The 22,039-nt window shown below is 71.4% G+C and carries 20 protein-coding genes; 14 read left to right on the forward strand and 6 right to left on the reverse strand.

Translation table 11 applies throughout. The features are described 5' to 3' along the window. Nucleotides 1-405 precede the first annotated feature (405 nt). Nucleotides 406-1,518, reverse strand: a complete 1,113-nt coding sequence (locus tag CLV71_RS00005; RefSeq protein ID WP_133900467.1) for a winged helix DNA-binding domain-containing protein — start codon at nucleotides 1,516-1,518, stop codon at nucleotides 406-408. Between the two features lie 61 nt (nucleotides 1,519-1,579). Here CLV71_RS00005 and CLV71_RS00010 point away from each other — a divergent pair, with 61 nt between their 5' ends. The 7 genes from CLV71_RS00010 to CLV71_RS00040 all read left to right on the forward strand — a co-directional run bounded on the left by CLV71_RS00010 (nucleotide 1,580) and on the right by CLV71_RS00040 (nucleotide 9,260). Next, the gene (locus tag CLV71_RS00010) at nucleotides 1,580-2,521 is read left to right on the forward strand and encodes a helix-turn-helix transcriptional regulator (RefSeq protein WP_133900468.1); all 942 of its coding nucleotides are present in this window, start codon (nucleotides 1,580-1,582) and stop codon (nucleotides 2,519-2,521) included. Nucleotides 2,522-2,642: 121 nt separating this feature from the next. Then, a complete protein-coding gene (locus CLV71_RS00015; protein WP_133900469.1) occupies nucleotides 2,643-3,062 on the forward strand; it encodes a YciI family protein in 420 nt (139 codons plus the stop codon). Between the two features lie 11 nt (nucleotides 3,063-3,073). Continuing rightward, the gene (locus CLV71_RS00020) at nucleotides 3,074-3,496 is read left to right on the forward strand and encodes a YciI family protein (RefSeq protein WP_133900470.1); all 423 of its coding nucleotides are present in this window, start codon (nucleotides 3,074-3,076) and stop codon (nucleotides 3,494-3,496) included. A gap of 36 nt (nucleotides 3,497-3,532) precedes the next feature. Continuing rightward, a complete protein-coding gene (locus CLV71_RS00025; protein WP_133900471.1) occupies nucleotides 3,533-4,786 on the forward strand; it encodes an RNA polymerase sigma factor in 1,254 nt (417 codons plus the stop codon). After that, on the forward strand, nucleotides 4,783-5,793 hold the full coding sequence (locus CLV71_RS00030) for a LacI family DNA-binding transcriptional regulator (protein WP_243866099.1): 1,011 nt from the start codon (nucleotides 4,783-4,785) through the stop codon (nucleotides 5,791-5,793). The genes CLV71_RS00025 and CLV71_RS00030 overlap by 4 nt, the downstream gene beginning before the upstream one ends. Before the next feature lie 81 nt (nucleotides 5,794-5,874). Further along, nucleotides 5,875-7,896 carry a bifunctional aldolase/short-chain dehydrogenase gene (locus CLV71_RS00035; protein WP_133900472.1) on the forward strand — a complete coding sequence of 674 codons (2,022 nt, stop codon included), beginning with the start codon at nucleotides 5,875-5,877 and terminating at the stop codon, nucleotides 7,894-7,896. 5 nt (nucleotides 7,897-7,901) lie between these two features. Further along, entirely contained in the window at nucleotides 7,902-9,260 is a 1,359-nt protein-coding gene (locus CLV71_RS00040; protein ID WP_133900473.1) for a rhamnulokinase, read from the forward strand. A gap of 65 nt (nucleotides 9,261-9,325) precedes the next feature. Here the strand turns inward: CLV71_RS00040 and CLV71_RS00045 are convergent, their stop codons facing one another. Then, the gene (locus CLV71_RS00045; protein ID WP_133900474.1) at nucleotides 9,326-10,186 is read right to left on the reverse strand and encodes an aldo/keto reductase; all 861 of its coding nucleotides are present in this window, start codon (nucleotides 10,184-10,186) and stop codon (nucleotides 9,326-9,328) included. 103 nt (nucleotides 10,187-10,289) lie between these two features. Between CLV71_RS00045 and CLV71_RS00050 the strand changes: the two genes are divergently transcribed. Continuing rightward, a complete protein-coding gene (locus CLV71_RS00050) occupies nucleotides 10,290-11,156 on the forward strand; it encodes a LysR family transcriptional regulator (RefSeq protein ID WP_133900475.1) in 867 nt (288 codons plus the stop codon). A 60-nt stretch (nucleotides 11,157-11,216) separates the two neighbouring features. Here the strand turns inward: CLV71_RS00050 and CLV71_RS00055 are convergent, their stop codons facing one another. Genes CLV71_RS00055 through CLV71_RS00065 form a run of 3 tightly spaced genes read right to left on the reverse strand, consistent with a single transcriptional unit; the run spans nucleotide 11,217 to nucleotide 16,046 of the window. Next, on the reverse strand, nucleotides 11,217-13,829 hold the full coding sequence (locus CLV71_RS00055) for an AAA family ATPase (protein ID WP_243866100.1): 2,613 nt from the start codon (nucleotides 13,827-13,829) through the stop codon (nucleotides 11,217-11,219). Continuing rightward, entirely contained in the window at nucleotides 13,826-15,379 is a 1,554-nt protein-coding gene (locus CLV71_RS00060) for a class I adenylate-forming enzyme family protein (RefSeq protein WP_133900476.1), read from the reverse strand. Before CLV71_RS00060 ends, CLV71_RS00055 begins: the two co-directional genes overlap by 4 nt. Nucleotides 15,380-15,437: 58 nt before the next feature. Beyond that, a complete protein-coding gene (locus tag CLV71_RS00065; RefSeq protein ID WP_133900477.1) occupies nucleotides 15,438-16,046 on the reverse strand; it encodes a QsdR family transcriptional regulator in 609 nt (202 codons plus the stop codon). Nucleotides 16,047-16,193: 147 nt separating this feature from the next. On the opposite strand from CLV71_RS00065, the gene CLV71_RS00070 reads away from it, so the two are divergent. From CLV71_RS00070 to CLV71_RS00095, 6 genes are read left to right on the forward strand one after another with little or no spacing between them, the layout of a single operon-like run. Then, nucleotides 16,194-17,051, forward strand: a complete 858-nt coding sequence (locus CLV71_RS00070; RefSeq protein WP_133900478.1) for an alpha/beta hydrolase family protein — start codon at nucleotides 16,194-16,196, stop codon at nucleotides 17,049-17,051. After that, on the forward strand, nucleotides 17,048-17,809 hold the full coding sequence (locus tag CLV71_RS00075; protein WP_133900479.1) for an ABC transporter ATP-binding protein: 762 nt from the start codon (nucleotides 17,048-17,050) through the stop codon (nucleotides 17,807-17,809). The genes CLV71_RS00070 and CLV71_RS00075 overlap by 4 nt, the downstream gene beginning before the upstream one ends. A 9-nt stretch (nucleotides 17,810-17,818) precedes the next feature. Then, nucleotides 17,819-18,526: an ABC transporter ATP-binding protein gene (locus tag CLV71_RS00080; RefSeq protein WP_133900480.1), complete on the forward strand. Its 708-nt coding sequence runs from the start codon at nucleotides 17,819-17,821 to the stop codon at nucleotides 18,524-18,526. 22 nt (nucleotides 18,527-18,548) lie between these two features. Continuing rightward, nucleotides 18,549-19,400, forward strand: coding sequence for a branched-chain amino acid ABC transporter permease (locus CLV71_RS00085; RefSeq protein WP_133900481.1), 852 nt, complete (start codon nucleotides 18,549-18,551; stop codon nucleotides 19,398-19,400). Between the two features lie 2 nt (nucleotides 19,401-19,402). Beyond that, the gene (locus CLV71_RS00090; protein WP_243866102.1) at nucleotides 19,403-20,401 is read left to right on the forward strand and encodes a branched-chain amino acid ABC transporter permease; all 999 of its coding nucleotides are present in this window, start codon (nucleotides 19,403-19,405) and stop codon (nucleotides 20,399-20,401) included. Then, on the forward strand, nucleotides 20,394-21,707 hold the full coding sequence (locus tag CLV71_RS00095; RefSeq protein WP_133900483.1) for an ABC transporter substrate-binding protein: 1,314 nt from the start codon (nucleotides 20,394-20,396) through the stop codon (nucleotides 21,705-21,707). Before CLV71_RS00090 ends, CLV71_RS00095 begins: the two co-directional genes overlap by 8 nt. A gap of 3 nt (nucleotides 21,708-21,710) precedes the next feature. Here the strand turns inward: CLV71_RS00095 and CLV71_RS00100 are convergent, their stop codons facing one another. Then, nucleotides 21,711-21,992 carry a putative quinol monooxygenase gene (locus CLV71_RS00100; protein WP_133900484.1) on the reverse strand — a complete coding sequence of 94 codons (282 nt, stop codon included), beginning with the start codon at nucleotides 21,990-21,992 and terminating at the stop codon, nucleotides 21,711-21,713. Nucleotides 21,993-22,039: the final 47 nt, after the last annotated feature.

Here is a 22,039-nt window from a genome sequence, read left to right on the forward strand (position 1 = left end):
CCCTGGGCTCGTTCCTCGCGCAGGGACTTCCGTGCTCGTCAGTCCAGACGCCGGCGGCCCGCTCACGGTGTTGGTTTGGCTCGCTCCGCTCGCGGTGAGCGGGCCTTCATCCGGCGTCTTCCCTCCTGCGCGCGAAGGTCCCTGGGCTCGTTCCTCGCGCAGGGACCTTCGTGCTCGTCAGTCCAGACGCCGGCGGCCCGCTCACGTGTTGCGTGGTTGCACTGTCTCTTCGCTTTTGCAGTGGGGGCTTTACCGGAGCTGTTGCTTCTCCCGTTGGGTTGGGTTGGTCGTTCGGTCGGTGCCTTCGCTGTTTGGTCGGGTCTGGCGCTGGCCGTGCGGTGAGAGTGGGCTGCCGCTGTGTTGGTTTGGCTCGCTCCGCTCGCTGGTGAGCGGGCCTTTACCCGCTCACGCATGTCCCCCCATACTGACCTCGCCGATTGTGAGTGTCGGCGAGGCGCCGACGATCATGCCGATGCGGTTGACCTGCGCTTCGAGGTCTCGCAGGCGCGGCTTCGTGAGGCGTGTGAACGGCTCCACGGTGACTGCGACACGCCTGCCTGTGCGTTTCTGGTGCCACACACCACCCACCAGGCCGTCTGTGAGCAGGACCTGGAAGTTGCCTCTTGCGCGGGTGGCTGCCGTGCCCGGGTTGAGGCGGTGGCGGTCGTTGCCGACGGCGTAGGCGTAGGTGTCGAAGTACGGGAGTAGGCGCACGCCGCTCGGGGGTTCCGCCGGCAGCGCTGTGTCGCCGCGTTCGACCCACAGCTCCTCGCCGTCCACCGTGACCGGTTCCAGGTCGGTTGACTCGAACAGGTCGCGTGCCCACGTGTCGCTCGTGTTCAGCCAGTTCGCGAAGCGTGCCGGTGTGGAGGGGCCGAACGCGTGCAGGTAGCGGGACAGCAGCCACGGCAGTGGGTCCACCTGCTCGGCGGTGACGGTCGGCGGGCTCGTGTACGTGGCGTTCCTGCCTCGGTTCGGGCCGAAGCACAGGAGGCCACGGGTGCCTGCCGTGGGCAGTGCCTGCCGCCAGCGGGGCCACTTGCCGCCGAACGCCTCCATCACCCGGTCACCTGCCCACGGGCCGGTGGCCGCGACCACCGCGTCGGACAGTTCGTCGACCGTCAGTTCTGCGCCGCGGACCGCCGCTGCGATGGCGGCCAGTACCTGGTCGAACTGTGCGCAGGTCATCTGTACGGACCTGGGGTGGGACGGGCCAACCGTCGGCACCGCGGCCAGCGCGGCGAACCAGTTCGGCAGCTCCGCCGCCGGCAGCAGGTGCACGGTGCCACGTGGGCCGAACGCCTTCACCAGCTCGCCGGTGCGGACGGCCGTCCGAACCGTCTCGCGTGTCGCGTTCTCGAGCCGCAGCGCGATCGAGATCTCGGCGGCCGACATGACCTGCCCGTGCGTGCCGGCGACCGAGGACACCACGTCGGCGGGACCGCCGGTCAGCGGGGTCGCGAGGCCGTGGCGGTCGAGCCGTCGTGCGCACACCTGCGCCCAGGTCATCGTCGTCATGGCCACGACGGTAGCGACCAACTAGGTCAGTTCCTGTCCCACATGGCCCTATCCTCGTGGCATGAGTGCCGGTCGCCTCCTCGCCCTGTTGTCCCTGCTCCAGACGCCTCGGGAGTGGCCAGGCAGCGTGCTGGCTCGGCGGCTCGAGGTCAGTCCGCGGACCATCCGGCGCGATGTCGAGCGGCTGCGTGAACTCGGGTACCCCGTCGAGGCGGCCATGGGTGCCGAGGGCGGGTACCGCCTCGTCGCCGGGGCCGCGATGCCGCCGCTCCTGCTCGACGACGAGGAGGCCGTGGCCATCGCGGTCGGGTTGCGTGCCGCCGCCGGGCAGGCCGTCGAGGGTATCGAGGAGGCGGCTGTCCGGGCGCTCACCAAGATCGAGCGCGTGTTGCCGTCGCGGCTTCGGTATCGGGTCGGTGCCCTGGGCAACGCCACCGTCTCGCTCGTCCAGGGTCCGCAGGCCACCGTTGATCCGGGTCAGCTGACCGGCATCGCCGCCGCTGTCACCAACCGGGAGGGGCTGCGTTTCGCTTATCGGGACGCCGACGGCGGTGCGAGCAGGCGGCACGTCGAGCCCTACCGGCTCGTGTCGGCAGGGCGCCGCTGGTACCTCGTCGCCTTCGACCTGGAGCGGGACGACTGGCGGGTGTTCCGGGTCGACCGTATTGCCAACGGGCAGCCGACCGGTGCTCGTCAGCGGCCGCGTGAGCTGCCCGGCGGGGATCCCGTCGCGTTCGTGACCAGCAGGCTCTACTCCCTCGCTCCCACCTACGAGGCGGTGGTCGTCGTCGCGTTGCCCGCCGCCGAGGTGCCGGCGCACCTGGGGACCGTCGAGCCGGTCGACGAGCGTCGCAGTCGGGTGCGGGCCGCGGCGGACACACTCGAATGGCTGGCGTTCCGGTTCGTGACCGCGGGATGTGAGTTCACGGTCGAACAGCCCCCCGAACTCGTCGACTACCTGCGGGAACTCGGTGGCCGGGCGGACCGCGCGACACGAGTCTGAGCCGCACTGTCGATCCGGTGTGTGCTCGATCGACGCACCGGTAGCGGTTAGGTTGCAGCCGGGCAGCCACAGGCCGCGAGCCGCCGAGCGGAGCGAGGCCATCGAACACAGGAGACGGCACATGCGTTTCATGGTCATTCGGAAGGCGGACGAGGAGACGGAGGCCGGTGTCCTGCCGAGCACCGAGCTGCTCGACGCCATGGGCCGGTACAACGAGGAGCTGGTCAAGGCCGGGGTGATGCTCAGCGGCTCCGGCCTGATGGCGTCCGACCGCGGCGCTCGGCTGCACTTCGACGGCGCAGGCTCCACGACCGTGACCGACGGGCCGTTCGCCGAGGCGAAGGAGCTGGTGGCCGGCTACAGCATCGTGCGGGCCGACTCGCTGGCCGAGGTCATCGAGTGGGTGTTGAAGTGGCCCGTCGAGGACGGCCACGGCAACGCCGAGATCGAGATCCGGCAGGTGGTCGAGGCCGAGGACTTCGGCGACTCGGTCACCGACGAGAACCGCGCGTTCACCGTCGATCTCTTGGCTGACAAGTAGGGAGCACGCACATGCGTTTCATGGTCATGATCATGTCGGACGAGCGGACCGAGGACGGCGTGCTGCCGACCGAGGAGGAGCTCACCGCCATGGGCCGGTACAACGAGGAGCTCGTCAAGGCGGGGGTGCTCCTCGCGGCCGAGGGCCTGCACCCGTCCTCGCGCGGCGCCAGGATCAAGTTCACCGACGGCAGGCCCACCGTCCTGGACGGGCCGTTCGCCGAGGCCAAGGAGCTGATCGCGGGTTTCTGGCTCATCGACGTCAAGTCGAAGGCGGAGGCGGTCGAGTGGATGAAGCGGATCCCCTGCACCGACGGTGTCGAGGTCGACGTCCAGATCCGCCAGGTGTTCGAGGCCGACGACTTCGGCGAGGCGTACACCCCCGAGCTGCGCGAGCGCGACCAGGGGCTCCGGCTCGCCGCCAAGCAGGACTGAGCACCGAACGGCGACGTCAGCTGCTTTGATAGGCGCATGCCGACTGTCGAGACCCATCGCGCGATAGACGCCGTGTGGCGGATCGAGTCGGCCCGGCTCATCGCCGGGCTAACGCGGATGGTGCACGACGTCGGTCTCGCCGAGGAGCTCGCGCAGGACGCGTTGGTCGCGGCGCTGGAGCAGTGGCCTGAGTCGGGCGTCCCGGACAGCCCGGGTGCCTGGCTCATGGCCATCGCCAAGCGGCGGGCGATCGACATGTTCCGCAGGCGCGAGACCCTGGACCGCAAGGTCACCGAGATCGGCCGCGACATGGAGACCAGGGAGCTGCCGACCGCGGAGCCCGACTTCGACGCGATCCACTCCTCCATCTCCGACGACCTGCTGCGCCTGGTCTTCATCTCCTGCCACCCGGTCCTGTCCACCGAGGCCAGGGTGGCGCTCACGCTGCGCCTGCTCGGCGGGCTGACCACCGAGGAGATCGCCCGCGCGTTCCTCACGCCCGAGCCGACGATCGCGCAGCGGATCGTGCGGGCCAAGAAGACGCTGGCGCAGAAGAAGATCCCGTTCGAGGTGCCGGGGCAGGCCGAGCTGGGCGAGCGGCTCGACTCCGTGCTCGAGGTCCTCTACCTGGTGTTCAACGAGGGCTACTCGGCCACCGGCGGCGAGAACTGGATGCGGCCCGCGCTGTGCGAGGACGCCATGCGGCTCGGCAGGATGGTCGCCGAGCTGGTGCCCAAGGAGCCCGAGGCACACGGCCTGATCGCGCTCATGGAGATCCAGGCGTCCCGGTCACGGGCCAGGACCGCGCAGGACGGCACACCCGTGCTGCTGCTCGACCAGGACCGGGCGCGCTGGGACCAGCTGCTCGTCCGGCGCGGGCTCGCGGCACTCGAACGGGCCGCCGCACTCGACGTGCCGATGGGCCCGTACGTGCTGCAGGCGGAGATCGCGGCCTGCCACGCGCGGGCCCGCGTGGCCGAGGACACCGACTGGCCGAGGATCGCCGCCCTCTACGCGCGGCTGGTCCAGCTCGTGCCGTCGCCGGTCGTCGAGCTGAACCGGGCCGTCGCGCTGTCGATGGCGTTCGGGCCGGAGGCGGGGCTCGCGATCGTCGACGAGCTGACCGAGGTCCCGGCCATGAAGGGCTACCACCTGCTGCCGAGCGTCCGGGGTGACCTGCTCGCCAGGCTCGGCAGGCACGACGAGGCCCGCGCGGAGTTCGAACGGGCCGCGTCGCTGACCCGCAACGAGCGCGAGCGTGAGCTGCTCATGAAGCGGGCCGCGGAATGACCGACGGCACTCCCGGGATGAAGGACGTCGCCGCGGTCGCCGGCGTGTCCATCGGCACGGTGTCCAACGTGCTGAACCGGCCGCACCTGGTCAGCGAGGCGACACGGCTGCGGGTGCAGGCGGCGATCGTCGAGCTGGGGTTCGTGCGCAACGAGACCGCGCGGCAGCTGCGGGCGGGCAGCAGCAGGACCATCGCCTACGTCGTGCTCGACGCGGCCAACCCGTTCTTCAACGACGTGGCTCGGGGCGTCGAGGAGATCGCGCGTGGCGAGGGCATGGTCGTCTACCTGTGCAACTCGAACCAGGACGGCGTGCGGGAGCGGGAGTACCTGGAGCGGCTGCGTGAGCAGCGGGTGCAGGGTGTGCTGATCACGCCCATCGACCCGAACGGCGAGCGGCTCGCGGACCTGGGCATGCCGGTCGTGCTCGTCGACTGCCACGCCCGCGACGACAGGACCTGCTCGGTCGCCGTCGACGACGTGCTCGGCGGCCAGCTCGCGCTCGAGCACCTGCTGGAGACCGGGCACGAGCGGATCGCGTTCGTGGGCGGGCCGATGAACGTGCAGCAGGTGCGTGACCGCAACCAGGGGGCCAGGGACGCGCTGGCCAAGTGGGACGGCACCGCCGAGCTGGTGGTGCTGGACACGGAGGCGTTGGTCGTCGCGGAGGGGCGGCGGGCGGGGGAGCGGCTCGTGGCGCTGCCGCCCGAGCAGCGGCCGACTGCCGCGTTCTGCGCCAACGACTTGCTCGCGCTGGGGCTCCTGCAGGCCATGACGCGGTTCGGGCTCTCGGTGCCGGGTGACCTGGCGGTGGTCGGGTACGACGACATCGAGTTCGCCGAGGCCGCCGCCGTGCCGTTGACGTCCGTGCGTCAGCCGAGGGAGCTGCTCGGCCGGACAGCCGCGCGGCTGCTGCTGGAGGAGGCGTCCGACGAGGTCCACACCCACCAGCAGGTCCGGTTCCGCCCGGAGCTGGTGGTACGCGCCTCGACGAGGATCCAGCGATAGGTCGGCTTGACACCCCCTGCGGCGCCCACCATGCTGAGCGCGGGGAATTGAAACGTTCCAGCAGCAGGTAGAGGGCGGTCGATGGCTGAGCAGGTCGAAGCGTTGCTGCGACGGAGCAACCGGCTCGGGTCGGACCCGCGCAACACGAACTACGCAGGGGGCAACACCTCCGCCAAGGCGACCGCCACCGATCCGGTGACCGGGGCGGACACGGACCTCCTGTACGTCAAGGGATCCGGCGGCGACCTCGGCACGCTGACCGAGGCGGGCCTCGCCGTGCTGCGGCTCGACCGGCTCCGCGCGCTGACCGGGGTCTACCCCGGCGTCGAGCGCGAGGACGAGATGGTCGCCGCGTTCGACTACTGCCTGCACGGCAGGGGCGGCGCCGCGCCGTCCATCGACACCGCCATGCACGGGCTCGTCGAGGCGCCGCACGTCGACCACCTGCACCCCGACGCCGGCATCGCGTTCGCCACCGCCGCCGACGGGCCGGAGCTGACCCGCGGCTGCTTCGGCGACCGCGTCCTGTGGGTGCCGTGGCGGCGGCCGGGCTTCCAGCTGGGACTGGACATCGCGGCCGTCGCACGGGACAACCCGCAGGCGATCGGCCTGGTCCTCGGCGGCCACGGCATCACCGCGTGGGGTGCGACCAGCGACGAGTGCGAGGCCAACTCGCTCGAGATCATCACGACCGCACAGCGGTACCTCGACGAGCACGGCCGCGAGGACCCGTTCGGCGCGGTCGTCGTCGACACTCTCTCGCCTGCCGACCGGACACTGCTCGCCGCCCGCATCGCCCCCGCGATCCGCGGCCTGGTGTCCACCGACCACGCCCAGGTCGGCCACTTCACCGACTCCGCGGGCGTGCTCGACTTCCTTGCCCGCGAACGGCTTCACGAGCTGGCCGCCAAGGGAACGTCGTGTCCCGACCACTTCCTGCGCACCAAGGTCCGCCCGCTCGTCCTCGACGTGCCGCCGACCACGCCGCTCGACCAGCTGCTCGGCCGCCTCAAGGAGCTGCACGACGCCTACCGGGCCGACTACCGCGCCTACTACGAGCGCTACGCCGACGCCGACAGCCCGCCGATGCGTGGCGCCGACCCGGCGATCGTGCTCGTGCCCGGCGTCGGCATGTTCAGCTTCGGCGCCGACAAGCAGACCGCGCGCGTGGCGGGCGAGTTCTACGTCAACGCCATCAACGTGATGAAGGGCGCCGAGTCGGTGTCCACCTACGAGCCCATCGAGGAACGCGAGAAGTTCCGCATCGAGTACTGGGCGCTGGAGGAGGCGAAGCTCCGGCGGCGGCCACGGCCGAAGCCGCTCGCCACCCGGGTCGCGTTCGTGACCGGCGGCGGGTCGGGCATCGGCAGGGCGACCGCGTTGCGGCTGCACGCCGAGGGTGCGTGCGTGGTGGTCGCCGACCGCGACGCCGACGCCGCCAAGCAGGTCGCCGCCGAGCTGGGGGAGACCGGGCTCGCGGTGACCGTCGACGTCACCGACGAGAACGCGATCTCGGCGGCCTTCCGTGCGGCCGTGCTCGCGTTCGGTGGGGTGGACCTGGTGGTGAACAACGCGGGCCTCTCGGTGTCCAAGCCGTTGCTGGAGACGACCGAGCAGGACTGGGACCGCCAGCACGACGTGATGGCCAAGGGCTCGTTCCTGGTGTCTCGGGAGGCCGCGCGGATCATGGTCGAGCAGGGCATCGGCGGTGACCTCGTGTACATCGCGAGCAAGAACTCGGTGTTCGCCGGGCCCAACAACGTGGCGTACGGGGCGGCGAAGGCCGACCAGGCACACCAGGTCCGGCTGCTGGCCGCCGAGCTTGGCGAGTACGGCATCCGCGTCAACGGCGTCAACCCGGACGGTGTCGTGCGCGGGTCCGGGATCTTCGCCGGTGGCTGGGGTGCGCAGCGGGCGGCCGTGTACGGGGTGCCGGAGGAGGAGCTGGGTGCGTTCTACGCGCAGCGAACGCTGCTGAAGCGTGAGGTGCTGCCCGACCACGTCGCCGCCGCCGTGTTCGCCCTGTGCGCCGGTGACCTGTCGCTCACGACCGGGTCGCACGTGCCGGTGGACGCCGGGGTGGCGGCCGCCTTCCTGCGGTGACGGGGATGCGTGACGTCCGAGTGGCCGCGGTCGACCTCGGCGCGTCGAGTGGCCGGGTGATGGTCGGCGAGGTCGGCCCGTACACGGTGGCACTGCGGGAATGTCACCGCTTCGAGAACCGTCCCGCGCGGGTCCACGGGACGCTGCACTGGGACATTCTCCCGCTGTACCAGGAGATGCTGGCCGGGGTGAGGACCGCGGGGCCGGTCGACGGGATCGGCGTCGACTCGTGGGCCGTGGACTACGGGCTGCTCGACGCGGACGGCGCGTTGCTCGGCAACCCCGTGCACTACCGGGACGAACGGACGAACGGCGCCAGGGACAACCTCGAACGCCTTGGCGCGCAGGAGCTGTACGCCACGACCGGGCTGCAGTTCCTGCCGTTCAACACCATTCATCAGCTGTCGGCCGAGACCCGGCTGGACTCGGCGCAGCGGCTGCTGATGATCCCGGACCTGCTCGCGTACTGGCTGACGGGCGAGCAGGGCGCGGAGATCACGAACGCCTCGACGACCCAGCTGCTGGACGTCCGGTCCCGTACGTGGGCGACCGGCCTGATGGCGAGGATCGGCGTCGATCCGTCGCTGTTCCCCGAGTTGCGGGAGCCGGGGACGGTGATCGGTGACTTCGGCGCCACGCCGGTGATCGCGGTCGGGTCGCACGACACGGCGTCCGCGGTCGTCGGGGTGCCTGCCGCGAACGAGCGGTTCGCCTACATCTCGTGCGGCACGTGGTCGCTGGTCGGCGTCGAGCTGGACACCCCGGTGCTCACGGAGGCCAGCAGGGAAGCCAACTTCACGAACGAGCTGGGTGTCGACGGGACGGTTCGGTACCTGCGCAACGTGATGGGGCTGTGGCTGCTGCAGGAGTGCGTGCGGGAGTGGGGGGCCGACACGACGGAGTTGTTGCGTGCGGCGGCGAAGCTCTCGAAGGGCGCGGTCATCGACCCGGACGACCCGGTCTTCCTGCCGCCTGGTGGCATGCCTGCGCGGATCGTCGAGGCGTGTAGGCGTGCGGACCAGCCGGTGCCCGAGGACCGGGCCGCGATCGTGCGGTGCATTGTGGACAGTCTGGCCGACGCGCACCGCCGGGCCGTCGAGGAGGCGCAGGAGCTGTCCGGACGGGCGGTCGACGTGGTGCACGTGGTCGGCGGTGGGGCGCGGAACTCGTTGCTGTGCCAGCTGACCGCGGACGCGTGCCACCTGCCGGTGCTGGCGGGACCCGTCGAGGCCACGGCGTTGGGCAACGTGCTGGTGCAGGCCCGTGTGCTGGGTGCGGTGAGCGGCGACCTCGCCCAGCTGCGGTCGCTCATCAGGGGCAGCCAACAGGTGACCCGCTACGAGCCCGCCCGCTCCGCGTTATGAAGGACGCCTTCGGTGCGTCCAGCGTTACGAAGGCGTCCTTCAGTGCAGTGGGCCGGCGGCCGGGGCTACGCGGCGTCCAGCTCCGCGAGCTCCTCGGCCGACAGCGTCAGGTGCACGGCCGCGGCCGAGTCGCGGATCGTCTCCGGGCGGGACGAGCCGGGGATCGGGATCACGACCGGTGCCTTGGCGAGCAGCCAGGCCAGGCACACCTGCTGCGGGCTCACGCCGTGTGCCTCGCCGACCTTCGCGAACGGGGCGAAACGCGAACCCAGGTCACCGGCCTTGCTGATGCCGCCGAACGGGCTCCACGGCAGGAACGCGATGCCCAGGTCCGCGCACAGCGAAAGCTCCGGCTCACTGGACCGGAACGCGGGCGAGAACTGGTTCTGCACCGACACGAGCCGCCCGCCAAGGATCTCGTTCGACAGGCGGATCTGCTCCGGGTCGGCGTTCGAGATGCCCGCGTAACGGATCTTGCCCGCGTCCAGCAGGTCGCGGATCGCGCCGACCGAGTCCGCGTAGTCGACCCGCGGGTCGGGGCGGTGGAACTGGTACAGGCCGATCACGTCCACGCCGAGGCGCTTCAGGGACGCGTCGCACGCCTGCCTGAGGTACTCCGGCGAGCCGTTCAGGCCCCAGCCCTGGTTCGCGTCGCGGGTGTGGCCGCCCTTGGTGGCGACCAGGACCTCGGAGGTGTCGCCGCCGTAGGTCGCGAGCGCCTTAGCGACGAGCGACTCCCCGTGACCGAAGTCACCGCCGTCGCGGGCGTACGCGTCGGCGGTGTCGATGAACGTCACGCCCGCCTCGAGGGCCGCGTGGACGGTGTCGATCGACTGCTGCTCCGGCGGCCTGCTCGCGAGTGACATCGGCATCTCGCCGAGGCCGATCGCGCTGACCTGTGTGTCGCCGATGCGACGAGACTGCATGGTGGATTCCTCCATCTGGGTTGTGTACCTCCACCATCACCCGACACGATTAAGCTGTCAAACAGAAGTATTCGATCAGTTCAATCGTTCTGGGTGATGAGTCGTGGAGCTGCGCCAGCTTTCCTACTTCGTCGCGGTCGCTGAGGAGTGTCACTTCACGCGGGCCGCCAAACGTATGCACGTGGCCCAGTCCGGACTCTCGGCATCCGTGCGGTCGCTGGAGCGGGAGCTTGGCGCGGAGCTGTTCGTGCGCAACACCCGGCAGGTGCGGCTCACGCCGGCGGGCACGGCGTTGCTGGTCGAGGCGCGGCGGACCCTCGCCGCGTCGTCGGCCTGTGTGGACGCCGTCGCCGCGGTGCAGGGGCTCCTGCGTGGCAGCCTCACGATCGGGACGCTGCAGTGCCTCCACGTGGTGCACCTGCCGAGCGTCCTGTCGAGCTTCGTGTCCACCTACCCGGGGCTGGACATCGAGCTGCGCACGGGCGGGTCCGGCGAGCTGACCGGCCTGGTCGCGCAGGGCAAGCTCGACGTCGCGTTCGTGGCGCGGCCCGCCCTGCTGCCCGACGACGTGGCGATGACGCCACTGGCCGGTGAACCGATGGTGCTGGCGTGCGCGCCGAGCCACCCGCTGGCGTCGTCGGCGCGGGTGTCCGTGGCATCGCTGGCCGGGAAGCGGTTCGTCGACTTCGCGCCCGACTGGGGGCCGCGTGACCTGGTCGACTCGGTCGTCGGCGAGCGGCACGTGGCCCTGGAGGTCACCGACGTGCACTCGCTGCTGGACATGGTCGCGTGCGGGCTGGGGATCGCGCTGGTGCCGCAGTCGTTCTCGGTGAAGACCGACAGGGTGCAGTTCGTCGGGCTCGTCGACCGGGTGCCGACGTGGGAGACCGTGACGGTGACCGCGGCACCGGCCAGCGCGGCGGCGAGGGCACTGGTCGGCGCCGTACGCCACGCGGCCGGCCTGCACTGAAGGACGCCTTCGTTACGCCCAGCGTCAGGAAGGCGTCCTTCAGTGCAGGCGGGGCGGGCGCTAGTCGAGCGTGCTCATCGTCGCTACCCGGCGAGCCAGCTCCACCCGTGAACGCACGCCCAGTGCGGTGAAGATGTTGCGCAGGTGGTGGTCGACCGTGCGGTGGCTGATCACCAGGCGGCGCGCGATCTCCTTGTTGGTCTCGCCCACCGCGACCAGGCGGGAGATCTCCGCCTGCTGCGGGGTGAGCCCCGTCAGCGGGCGGCCCGGTGCGTCGACGGTCTCGCCGGTGGCACGCAGCCCCGCGCGGGCCTTGTCCGCGCAGCGGTCCGCGCCCGCGGTCTCGAACACCCGCAGCGCGTCACGGAACAACGCCCGTGCGTCCCGGGCCCTGCGGTGGCGCCGCAGACGGTTGGCGTAGGCCATCTGGGTCCTCGCCAGCTCCATCGCCGCCCCCGCCCGGTGGTGCAGGGTGATCGCCGCGTCGAAGTTGGCGACCGCGTCCGCGATGTCCTCGGCCAGCAGGCCGTGGCAGCGGTGCGACAGCGCGAGCCACGCGTCGCCGCCGCCCGCGTGCACCCAACGGTCGAACACGGCCAGCGCGCGGCGGGCCCGTTCCGGCTGCTCGACCAGCACCGCTGCCTCGACGAGCTGTGGCGTCGCGAGCACCCGGATGGCCGGCTGCGCGCCGCTCACCCCGGCGGCCATGGTCTCCAGCCGCCCGAGCGCGTCGACCGGGCGGTCGTCGGCCAGGTCGAGGCACGCCTGCGCCCACGACACGATCGCGCACGGCCGCCCGAGCGCTCGTTCGGCGATGCCGGGTGCGGCGGTGTCCATCATGGACAGCGCGGTGTCCCGGTCGCCCCGCAACGCCGCCGACAGCGCCAGCAGCGACAGGTGCTCGATCCAGGTGTTGCGTTGCGCGGTCGCCGCCGACGCGGCCAGGCCCTCGGACGCCGCGACCTCGGCGGACCGGTGCCGGTCCAGCACGATGCCCGCGAGCGCGAGCTGCACGAGTGCCCACGGCAGCAACGACTCCCGCCCGGACAGTCGTGCCCTGCTGACCGCGGCGGACGCGCACTCGTAGGCATGCTCGACCCTGCCGAGCGCGAACGCGGCCTCCGCGGCCCACACGGCCGACGCCACGTCGTCCGCCGCGAGCCCGTGGCGCACGGAGTGGAGCAGCGGCTCCACCGCGTCGTCGTGGCGGCCCGCGTAGGTCGCGGCGAGCCCGGCGAAGTGCGGGTGGTTCGTGGCGCGTGCCATGGCGAGGTAGCCGTGCAGGTCGCCGCACAGCCTGCGGGCCTCGCCGGACAGGAGCAGCGCCGTCCTGGCCGCCTCCGGGTCGGTGAGGTGGGCGGCGGCGGTGGCCAGTTCGTGGGTGGCCACGGACGGGTCGCCGTCACGCAGCTCCATCTCGCCGTGCAGCAGCGCACGCCTGCCCGCGTCCGCCTCACCCGCCCTCGACAGCAGGACCCGCGCCCAGCCCGGTCGCCCGGCACGCCACGCGTGCTCCGCGGCAACCAGCAGCCGGTCGGCACGTAACGCCACGTCGGTGGTCAGCGCCGCCGCACGCTCCAACAGTGTCGCCGCGGTGATCGCGGGGGCGGTCGAGGCCGCGGCGGCCAGCTCGTCACCCAGCATGGCGCTCGGCGTCGCGGTCGCCATGGCCTCGTGCCAGGTCCGCTGCGTGCCGGTCAGCTCCCTGGCCAGCGCCGCGTGCGCCGCACGCCGTTCGCTCGCGCCCGCCATCGCGTACAGGGTGGTGCGGACGACCTTGCTCGGCGGCCGCAGCAGGCCGGCGGCCAGCAGCTCGTCGACGTCGCCGAGCCTGCGCAGCACCCCGGCGTCCACTCCCGACTCGGCAGCGGCACACACCAGGGCGTGGCGGGCGGCAGGGGACAGGGCCGCGAGCCTGGCCCGGTAGTCGGCGCGCCGGGGGCCCTCCGGCAGCTCGTCCGGCAGGGGTGCCCGGCCCGACAGCTGGTCCAGTGTCAGGGACTCCGCGAGCGCCACCAGGTCGAGCGGGTTGCCGCCCGCCAGGTCGGCCAGCGCGGCACGCAGCCCTGGCGGCACGTCGCGGCCCATGCGGTCACGCAGCAGCTGCTCGCACGCGGTGTCCGGCAGCGGCGGCAGCCACAGGCGTTCCACCCCGGCCACGGCGTCCAGGTGCGACAGTTCCGGCCGGGCCGCGAGCACGAGCAGCACCCGCTGCCCGGTCAGCCGCCGCGCGGCGAAACCCAGCACCTCCAGCGACTGCTGGTCGAGCCACTGCGCGTCGTCGACCCAGCACAGCACCGGCGTGCGGGTCGCGAGGCGGCACAGCAGCTCGTACACGCCGCAGCGCAGCGGCAGCCCGTCCGCGGAGCCGCTGACCGCGTCCCGCAGGGCCTCCGGCAGCTCGTCGAAGCGCGCGGCGACCGGCGAGAGCAGCCGGTGCAGCCCGCCGAACGGCAGGTCCCGTTCGGCGGGTACACCACGCACGCCCAGCGTGGTCATGGCACCGGCACCCGCGACGAGCGAGGCCAGTACAGCCGACTTGCCCATCCCGGCTTCGCCGAGCACGACGACTCCCGCGCCCCTGCCGTCCCCTGCCGCGTCGAGCAGCTCCCGCAGCCTGCCCAGTTCGGCGTCCCTCCCGCGCAGCACGACGCCAAGCGGTCCGGCGGTCACGACAACCGGCCCCGCAGCTCGCGCTTGAGCACCTTGCCCGCCGCCGACACGGGGATCTGGTCGACCAGCAGCACGTCCCGCAGCCGCTTGTAGGCCACGACCTGCTCGTTCACCGCCGCCATCAGCTTCTCCGGGGACACCGCCCCGTTCGCGGGCACCACGAACGCGACCGGCAGCTCGCCGACCGACGCGTCCGGCTTGCCGACGACCGCCGCGGCCAGCACACCCTCCTGCGCGGCGAGCAGCTCCTCCAGCTCACGTGGGTAGACGTTGTACCCCTTGTACAGCAGCATGTCCTTCATGCGGTCCACGATGGACAGGTAACCGTCCTCGTCGAAGATGCCGACGTCGCCGGTGTGCAGCCAGCCGTCGATGAGCACCTCGGCCGTCGCGTCGGGACGGTTGTGGTAGCCGGTCATCACCTGTGGACCCCGGATGCACACCTCGCCGCGCTCGCCGGGAGCGGTGGCGCCGTCGATGCGGACCTCGGTGTCGAACGTCGGCACACCGACCGTGCCCACCTTGCGGACACCCGAGGCGAACGCCGGGCCCGCCGTCGCGCCCATGGTGACCTCGGTGAGCCCGTAGCCCTCGCTGATCAGCGCGTCCGGCGCGAGCGCGTGCAGGCGCCTGGTCATCTCCAGGGGCATCGGCGCGGCGCCGGAGCCGATCGAGCGCACCGACGACAGGTCGGCCGTGTGGATGGCGGGGGAGTTCAGCAGCGCCGCGAACAACGCGGGCGCCCCACCCATCATCGTGACCCGCAGGCGTTTCGCGTCGGCCAGGTAGGCGGCCGGGTCGAGGCGGTCGTGCAGCGTGCAGCTGTACCCGGCCATGAGCAGGGCGTTCATGCCTGCGATCGTGCCCATGGCGTGGAACCACGGGGTCAGGTTGATCGACACCGCGGTGCCGAGCCGGGTCGGCCACTCCTCGTCGCTGCCGACCTGGTCGAGCACGAGCCCGCCCTGGCCGTCCACGGCCGGGACCGAGCCGCTGCCCCAGCACACGTACTGCAGCGTGTTGACCACGACGTTGCGGTGCGGCAGCCGCACGCCCTTCGACTCACCGGTCGTGCCGCCGGTGTAGGCGAGGTGCGCGAGGTCGGCGTACACGTCGATGTCGACCTCGGGCGGGGTCGTCGACCGGCCGGAGCAGATGCCCGGCACGTCCGGTGGCGTCACGACCAGCTTCGCGTCGGCGTCGGCGATCTGCCTGGCCGCCGCCGCTTCCGGCAGCAGCGGGTTGACCGGCACGAACACCGCGCCCGCGAGCAGCGTCCCGTAGTAGGCGACGGGGTACTCGAGGCAGTTCGGCATCCGCAGCGCCACCCGGTCGCCGTGGCCGATGCCCCGGTCGAGCAGGCCGTTGGCGAACTGCGCGGCGCGGTGGCCCAACTCGGCGTAGGTCACCTGCTCGCCGCCCCGCACGAACGCGACCCGGTCGCCGTAGCGCCGGGCGGACCCGAGGAGGATCGCCCCTGCGGGCACCTCCGGGTACACCAGGGATTCGGGCAGGCCAGGGGGTCGGCTTCCGTCGTGCCACACGGGTATCGGGCCTCCTCAACGCCGGCGGTGAGTGCGTCCCGATGAAACACCAAGCCAAAGTGTTTCACAACCCCGCGGTGCGCTCCGATGCCGGAACGTGGCCCTCGACGAGTGCGGCGAGCAGTGTCGACGCCGCGTCGAGGTCCGGGGCGCGGGACGCGAGCACATCCGAGTACAAGAATGCCTCGCCGAGCCGGACGATGGCGTAGCAGAGGCTCTCCAGGCTCACCGCGGGCACGAACCCGCCCGCCTCGACGTCGCGGCCGAGCAGGTTGACGTGCGCGGCCATGACCCTCGGCTGCACCCGGCCGCGCGGGTCGGTCAGCACCCGGATCGCGACGGTCGGCTCCTCGGCGAGCAGGCGGCGGAACCCCTGGTTGCCCGCGATGTCGGACCGGTACTGGCGCATGACCGCGAGGCAGCGCAGCTCACCGGTCGCCGACCGCACCGCGTCACCGTTCTCCTTCTCGAACACCCGGATCGCGTGGTCCATCGTGCCGTTGCCCAGGTACCACAGCGCGTCGCCCATCAGGTCCTCGCGGTTGCCCGCCCGGCGGAACAGCGTGCTGCGCGAGATGCCCAGCTCCGCTGCGAACGTCCGGGTGTCCAGGCGGACTCCCCGATCGATCCAGTGCGCGGCGGCCCGCACGATCTCGTTGGCGTTGAGGCTCACGAGCCGCACTGTACGACCGTCCAGCCCCCCGTGACCCGGACATCGGCGGGGGACTGGCGATTACACCGATGCGGCGGCACCGGGGGGCTTGCGACGCTCAGGTACCCCGACTGGCTCGACGATGAGCCGATTGGAGCCCTGCTGATCATGCGAAAGTTCAGATACCTGGCCGGAATGGCGGTCGCCGCAGCGGCCGTCCTGGTCACCCCGACGGTCGCGCACGGCGATGTCAGCGCCTACGTGCACGGCCCCGACCCGACCGAGAGCTCGATCGAGGCCTCCCGCGGCACGTACGCGACGGCCCAGACGACCGTGTCGCGCACCGCCGCGGTCGGTTTCGGCGGCGGCACGATCTACTACCCGACCACCACCGCAGAGGGCACGTTCGGTGCGGTGGCCATCTCACCGGGCTTCACCGCGACCCAGTCCAGCATCTCCTGGTTCGGCCCGAGGCTGGCCTCGTTCGGGTTCGTGGTCTTCACCATCGACACCAACTCGACCCTCGACCAGCCCTCCAGCCGGGGCGACCAGCTGCTGGCCGCACTGGACTACCTGACGGACCGGTCGTCGGTGCGCACCCGCGTCGACGCCTCCCGCCTCGCGGTGGCCGGGCACTCGATGGGTGGCGGCGGCACGCTCGCGGCCGCGGCCGAGGACGGGACCCTGAAGGCAGGGGTGCCGCTCGCGCCGTACAACACCGACAAGACGTGGTCCGAGGTGCGCACGCCGATGCTGATCATGGGCGGCCAGTCCGACACGGTCGCGCCCGTCTCGTCGCACTCGATCCCGTTCTACAACTCGCTGGGCAGCACCGAGAAGGGCTACCTGGAGCTGCGCGGGGCGAGTCACTTCTTCCCCAACTCCGCGAACACGACGGTGGCCAAGTACATGATCTCGTGGCTCAAGCGATGGGTTGACGACGACACCCGCTACGACCAGTTCCTGTGTCCGGTGCCGAACGACTCGACCATCAGCCAGTACCGGGGAACCTGTCCACACTCATGACACAACTGCTCAGCATCGAGAACGTCACGGTGCGTTTCGACGGCCTGGTCGCGTTGCGAGACGTCGGCCTGGCCGTCGAGGCCGGTACCGTGCTCGGCGTCATCGGTCCCAACGGCGCCGGCAAGACCACGCTGTTCAACGTCGTCTCCGGGTTCATCCGCCCGGAGACGGGCGTGATCCGGTGGGACGGCGTGGAGCTGCGTGACCACCAACCACACTCGTTGGCCGGCCTCGGCATCGCCCGCACGCTGCAGGGGCTCGGCCTGTTCCCCGGCCTGACCGTGCTCGAGAACGTCCTCGTCGGCGCAGGCCGCCTGGCACGTTCCGGGCCGCTGTCGACGCTGCTCGGCCTGCGCAGGGCCGCACGCGACGAGGCGGCGTTACGCGAGCGCGCCATGGCCACCCTGACCGAGCTGGGCATCGCCGACGTACACGCGGCGGTGCCCAGCTCGTTGCCATACGGGATCAGGAAACGCGTCGCACTCGCCCGCGCGCTCGTCGGCGAGCCACGGCTCCTGCTGCTGGACGAACCCGCCAGCGGTCTCGCCGCGGAGGAGATCGAGGAGCTGGGCGACCGGATCCGCACGCTCGCCGCGCGGGCCGCGGTCGTCGTCGTGGAGCACAACATGGACCTGGTCATGCGGATCTGCGACCGCATCGTGGTGCTGGACTTCGGCGAGGTCATCGCCACCGGCGCACCGGAGGAGATCAGGTCCGATCCCAAGGTCGTCGAGGCCTACCTCGGCGTCCCGGCATAGGCGGCACCAGTGCTCGAACTGTCCACAGTGGTCACCGCGTACGGCGCGGTGAAGGCCATCGACGGCGTCGGCATCACGGTGTCGGCAGGCACGCTGACGGCCGTGCTCGGTGCGAACGGCGCGGGCAAGACCACGCTGCTGCGCACGATCAGCGGCCTCGTCGCCCCGAAGTCCGGCACGATCCGCTTCGACGGCACCGACATCGCCGGTGTGGCGCCCGACCGCATCGCGCGGATGGGCCTGTCGCACGTGCCGGAGCACGGCGGCGTGATCACCGAGCTGACCGTGCGGGAGAACCTGCGGCTCGGCGCATTGTGGCGGCGCGACAAGGCCGACCGGGCCACCGCGCTCGACGAGGTGCTCGCCCTGTTCCCGCCGCTGGAGTCCAGGATCTCGGCGCAGGCCAGCACCCTGTCCGGCGGGGAACGCCAGATGCTCGCGATCGGGCGGGCACTGATGAGCAGACCCAGGATGCTGCTGCTCGACGAGCCGTCGCTCGGTCTCGCGCCGATGGTGACCGCGCAGATCATGCGGGTGCTGCGGGGACTGCGTGAGGACACCGGGCTGACCGTGCTGCTCGTCGAACAGAACGCCCGCAGCGCGCTGTCGGTCGCCGAGCACGCGTACGTGCTGGCGCTCGGCCGCGTGGTCGTGGACGCCCCGGCCCAGTCCATCACCGCGGAAGCCCTGCACGACGTCTACCTGGGGGCGAAATGAGCGCAGCTTGCGAGGGGACGGCATGAACCAGTTCTTCACCCTGACCATCGGGGGACTCGCCAGTGGTGCCGTCTATGCGGCACTCGGGCTCTCGCTGGTCATCATCTTCCGTGCCACCCGGGTGGTGAACTTCGCCCAGCCCGCCCTCGCGTTGCTGTCGACCTACTTCGCGTTCACGATCAACCAGGCCACCGGGACCTACTGGCTCGGCTTCCTCGTCGCCATCGTCGGCGGCGCGGCTCTCGGCGCGGCGAGTGACCGGCTGCTGATCCGGCACGCCCGCGCCCACGGCGAACTGGGCTCGGTGATCGTGACGCTCGGCCTGCTTCTCGTGGCACAGGCCGTCTCCGGGATGATCTGGACGAGCGAGCCACGGTCGTTCGGCTACGCGTTCGACTTCCGGGGACTGTTCTCCGCCGCCAACATCTTCGCGGTCGTGGCCGTTCTCGTCACCGCGGCCGGGGTCCTCCTGCTGTTCAAGCTGACCTCCCTCGGCCTGCGGATGCGGGCCGCCGCGTTCGCGCCGGAGGCCGCGAGCCTGGTCGGGGTGCGCGTCGGCCTGATGGTCACGGCGGGTGCGATGCTCGCCGCCGCCGTGGGCGCACTGGCCGGGCTCCTCGCCGTGCCACCACTTCTGTACCCGACCGTGCTCGACGGGATCTTCGTCTACGCGCTCACCGCCGCGGTGGTCGGCGGGCTGGACAACCCGATCGGCACCGTGGTCGCCGGCTTCACCGTCGGCATCGGACTGTCCTACGTGTCCGGCTACCTCGGGCCCGAGCTGGTGACGCTGGCCTCACTCGCGATCCTCGTCGTCGTGCTCTCCCTGCGGCCCAACGGGTTGTTCGGCCGCGGCCTCGCGAGGAGGGTCTGACGTTGAGCCTGCTCACCAGACACGTACTACTGGCGCTGCTCGCGCTGGCCGCTGTCGTCACGCTGTCGATCATCGTCGACCCGTTCAGCAACGTCCGGATCGCGACCGTCGGCTACTACGTCGTCGCCGTCGCCGGCCTGACGCTGCTGACCGGCACCAATGGCCAGATCTCATTGGGGCACGGCGCGTTCATGTTCATCGGCGCGTACACCGTCGCGCTGCTCGTGATCCACGTGCCCACGTTCCCCTTCTGGCTCGACCTGCTGCTCGCCGCGGTCGCCGCCGGGCTCGCCGGGGCACTCACGGGCGCCGCCGCCGCCCGGCTGCACGGCCCCTACCTGGCCGGCGCCACCCTCGCGCTGGCGGTCGGGCTTCCCGCGGTCACGCAACGGTTCCCGGACGCGCTCGGCGGCAGCAACGGCATCGCGTTCACCGTGCACAGCCTGCCCGCGGGCCTCGTCGGCACGGTCCCGGAGACCCGCTGGCAGGCTTGGGTCGTCTGGGCGACCGCGCTGCTCGTGCTGGTGCTGCTGGCCAACGTGACACGCGGCCGGTTCGGCAGGAACCTGCGTGCGGTCCGCGACGACGAGGTCTCCGCCGCGCTCGCGGGCATCCACATCGGACGGACGAAGATCTTCGCGTTCCTGCTGAGCGCCACCTGTGGCGGGCTGGCGGGCGGGTTGCAGGCGTTCCTGCTCGGCACCGCCGCGCCCGGCTCGTTCACGCTCGCGCTGTCGCTGTCCCTGCTGGCGGCCATGGTGCTCGGCGGGGTCGGCAGCCTGTGGGGCGCCTTCTGGGGCGCGCTCGCGCTGGTCTACGTGCCGGCGTGGGCCAACGACCTCACCCACGGGCTTGACCTCGGCACCGACGTGGCGCAGCACCTGCCGCTCGCGGTGTTCGGCGCCGTGCTCATCACCGTGGTCCTCGTGTTCCCCCGCGGCATCCACGGGACGGTCGCGCGGCTTGTTTCCGCGGTGAGAAAGAAGGAATCGCATGAGTAGAACCCGTAAGTGCGTGGCGGCGGCGGTCGCCGCCACGTTGCTGCTCACCTCGTGCTCCGGCGCGGGGGAGTCGACCGGCGCCGAGACAGACGCCAAGGCCGACGCAGCACCCGGTGTCACCGACGACACGGTCGTCATCGGCACGCACCAACCGCTGACCGGGCCCGCCGCACCCGGCTACAGCCGCATCTCCGTCGCCGCCAAGGCGATGTACGACTACATCAACGACAAGGGCGGCATCAACGGCCGCAAGATCGACTACCGCGTCGAGGACGACGGCTACAACCCGACCCGCACGGTCGAGGTCGTCAAGCAGCTGGTGCTGCAGGACGAGGTCTTCGCCATCGTCGGCGGCCTGGGCACCCCGACGCACTCGAAGGTGGTCCAGTACCTCAACCAGGAGGGCGTGCCGGACCTGCTCGTCGCCTCGGGCGCTCTGCAGTGGGACGACACGAAGGCCAGCCCGATGACCTTCGGCTTCCAGGTCGACTACGAGCGCGAGGGCAAGATCCAGGGCAAGTACATCAAGGACAACTTCGGCGGCAAGAAGGTCGGCCTGCTGTTCCAGAACGACGACGTTGGTCGCGACGCCCAGGCCGGTCTCGACCAGTTCATCAAGGCCGACGTCGTGTCCCGCCAGGGCTACGACTCGGCGAACACCGACGTGCTGCCGCAGCTGTCCGCGCTCAAGGACGCGGGCTCCGAGGTCGTCGTCTGCTCGTGCGTGCCCGCGTTCACCGCGCTCATGATCCTCACCGCCGCGCGGCTCGGCTTCCGGCCGCAGTTCGTGGTCTCGTCCATCGGCGCCGACCCGGTCACGCTCACCGGGCTCCTGCAGGACTTCGCCAAGCGCGGCGGCGCCGAGGTCTCGGCCGCGGCACTGCTCAACGGCGTGATCGGCACCGGCTACCTGCCGGACGTGGCGAGCGACGACCCGTGGACGGTGTTCTTCAAGGAGGTGCACGACAAGTACATCCCGGACGAGCCGTTCACCAACACCGTCGAGTTCGGACTCGCGCAGGCCTACACCTTCGCCCAGGCGCTCAAGCTGGCCGGTCGTGATCTGACCCGCGGCAAGATCATCGACGCCATGGAGTCCGGCAAGATCAAGGGCCCCGGCGTGACGCCGTTCGCGTTCTCGACGAAGTCGCACGCGGGCTACACGGGTGCGTTCGTGTTCCAGATCAACCCGGACACGACCACCAGGGAGCTTCAGCCGCCCATGGTCACCGACCGGGGCGACGGGCCGATCAAGGCCGCGCCGACCGACCGCAGCACCCCGGAGGATGTGGCGCTGGTCGGCTGAGCCCTACTCGGGCACGCCGAGTCCGCCGACGATGTCCAGCTCCTGACTGGTGAACTCACCGGTCAGGAGCGGCATCGTCCGCGTGATCGAGGCCCGGACCTCCGGCAGCCGGAGCGAGGCGTCGTGTGCCTCCTTGCTGACCCAGACCTCGTTCACCCAGACGAGGTCCTCGTCGGTGTCGGAGGTGCCGACGACGTACAGGTCGCAGCCGACCACACGCAGCGCGTCCGCGCCGCCGACGAGCGTGGCCACCACCTCGTCGCGGTGGCCGGGCTTCACGCGCATGGTTCCCGAGTATCCGTATCGCACGGGACGTGATGGTGCCACGGTGT

Origin of the sequence: Actinophytocola oryzae (assembly GCF_004364325.1) — a bacterium.
GTDB classification, from domain to species: Bacteria; Actinomycetota; Actinomycetes; order Mycobacteriales; family Pseudonocardiaceae; genus Actinophytocola; species Actinophytocola oryzae.

Coding starts and splice junctions, on each gene's coding strand:
- CLV71_RS00005 (WP_133900467.1), bottom strand. CDS start 1,518: ATGACGACGATGACCTGGGCGCAGGTGTGCGCACGACGGCTCGACCGC.
- CLV71_RS00010 (WP_133900468.1), top strand. CDS start 1,580: ATGAGTGCCGGTCGCCTCCTCGCCCTGTTGTCCCTGCTCCAGACGCCT.
- CLV71_RS00015 (WP_133900469.1), top strand. CDS start 2,643: ATGCGTTTCATGGTCATTCGGAAGGCGGACGAGGAGACGGAGGCCGGT.
- CLV71_RS00020 (WP_133900470.1), top strand. CDS start 3,074: ATGCGTTTCATGGTCATGATCATGTCGGACGAGCGGACCGAGGACGGC.
- CLV71_RS00025 (WP_133900471.1), top strand. CDS start 3,533: ATGCCGACTGTCGAGACCCATCGCGCGATAGACGCCGTGTGGCGGATC.
- CLV71_RS00030 (WP_243866099.1), top strand. CDS start 4,783: ATGACCGACGGCACTCCCGGGATGAAGGACGTCGCCGCGGTCGCCGGC.
- CLV71_RS00035 (WP_133900472.1), top strand. CDS start 5,875: ATGGCTGAGCAGGTCGAAGCGTTGCTGCGACGGAGCAACCGGCTCGGG.
- CLV71_RS00040 (WP_133900473.1), top strand. CDS start 7,902: ATGCGTGACGTCCGAGTGGCCGCGGTCGACCTCGGCGCGTCGAGTGGC.
- CLV71_RS00045 (WP_133900474.1), bottom strand. CDS start 10,186: ATGCAGTCTCGTCGCATCGGCGACACACAGGTCAGCGCGATCGGCCTC.
- CLV71_RS00070 (WP_133900478.1), top strand. CDS start 16,194: ATGCGAAAGTTCAGATACCTGGCCGGAATGGCGGTCGCCGCAGCGGCC.
- CLV71_RS00075 (WP_133900479.1), top strand. CDS start 17,048: ATGACACAACTGCTCAGCATCGAGAACGTCACGGTGCGTTTCGACGGC.
- CLV71_RS00085 (WP_133900481.1), top strand. CDS start 18,549: ATGAACCAGTTCTTCACCCTGACCATCGGGGGACTCGCCAGTGGTGCC.
- CLV71_RS00095 (WP_133900483.1), top strand. CDS start 20,394: ATGAGTAGAACCCGTAAGTGCGTGGCGGCGGCGGTCGCCGCCACGTTG.
- CLV71_RS00100 (WP_133900484.1), bottom strand. CDS start 21,992: ATGCGCGTGAAGCCCGGCCACCGCGACGAGGTGGTGGCCACGCTCGTC.